The organism is Kineococcus glutinatus (genome assembly GCF_039542765.1).
Classification (GTDB): Bacteria; Actinomycetota; Actinomycetes; order Actinomycetales; family Kineococcaceae; genus Kineococcus_A; species Kineococcus_A glutinatus.
Window position 1 is genome coordinate 1 of the sequence record NZ_BAABIL010000871.1, and the last position, 981, is coordinate 981.

A 981-nucleotide genomic window follows, 5' to 3' on the forward strand; every position below is an offset into this window, starting at 1 on the left:
CGACGCCAGCGCCGAACCCAGCACCCCGCCGGTCGTGCCGCCGACCACGAGCCACGAGGCGGCCAGCGCCGCGGCGGTGACCGCCGCGGCCCCCCACAACCGGGAGAAGGACTCCAGCAGCGACGCGAGGAACCCCACGACGCCGTAGCAGCCCAGCCCGAGCAGCAGCGCCACCAGGCCCCAGGTGTCGGTGGTCATGCCGCGCAGCGCGGCCCAGGCCAGCGCCGAGGCCAGCGCCGTGCCCAGCAGCAGCCGGGCGAAGGCCCCGGCGACGATGCCGCCGAACACCCGCCAGTTGCGCCGCGCACCGCGCTCCGCCAGGCGCGTGGAGGCCAGCGCCTCCAGCAGCACCGTCCAGATCCGGTTCAGGTGGTGCCCCGCCCACAGGCTGCCCACGAGGGAGGGCACGAGCGCCACCACCGGGAAGGGGCTGGAGCTGGACCACACCACCGTCGGGTCCAGCGTGATGAGCAGCGCCGACGCCCCGCCCAGCGCCCCGGCCGCCAGGGAGCGCCGCCACGGCGTCGGTTCGCTCGCCGAGGGCGCGCTGGTGAGCACCGCCGCCACGACGGCGACCTCGGTGAACACCACGACCAGCAGGACGTCGACCACGACGGGGACCCCCAGCGACATCGCCCCCGTCGCCGCCAGCAGACCCAGGGCGTAGGGCACACCCCAGCCGCGGACGACGACGACGAGGCCGCCCACCCACGTCACGAGCAGCGCCGCGGGCAGCGCCCGCTCGGGGGCGACGCAGAGCAGCACCGGCACGGCGACGCAGGCCAGGGCGCCGGCGCGCAGCACCGGCCCGTCGGCCCGCAGCCGGCCGATGCCCTCGGCGTCGGTGAGGTAGCGCCGCCGCAGCAGCCACTGCAGGCCCAGGCTCAGCGGCAGCGCCAGCTTCCACGCCCGCCCGGTGGTCTCGTCGCCGAGGGCCGCGGCCAGGGGCGCCACCCAGGCCGTCGTCGCCAGCAGCGTCGC

The 981-nt window shown here is 77.6% G+C and carries 1 protein-coding gene; it reads right to left on the minus strand.

What is annotated here, in order from left to right:
* Positions 1–954 (minus strand): hypothetical protein (locus ABEB16_RS22215; RefSeq protein ID WP_345714330.1); only part of this gene is annotated, 954 nt, incomplete at its 3' end.
* Between the last annotated feature and the right edge of the window lie 27 nt (positions 955–981).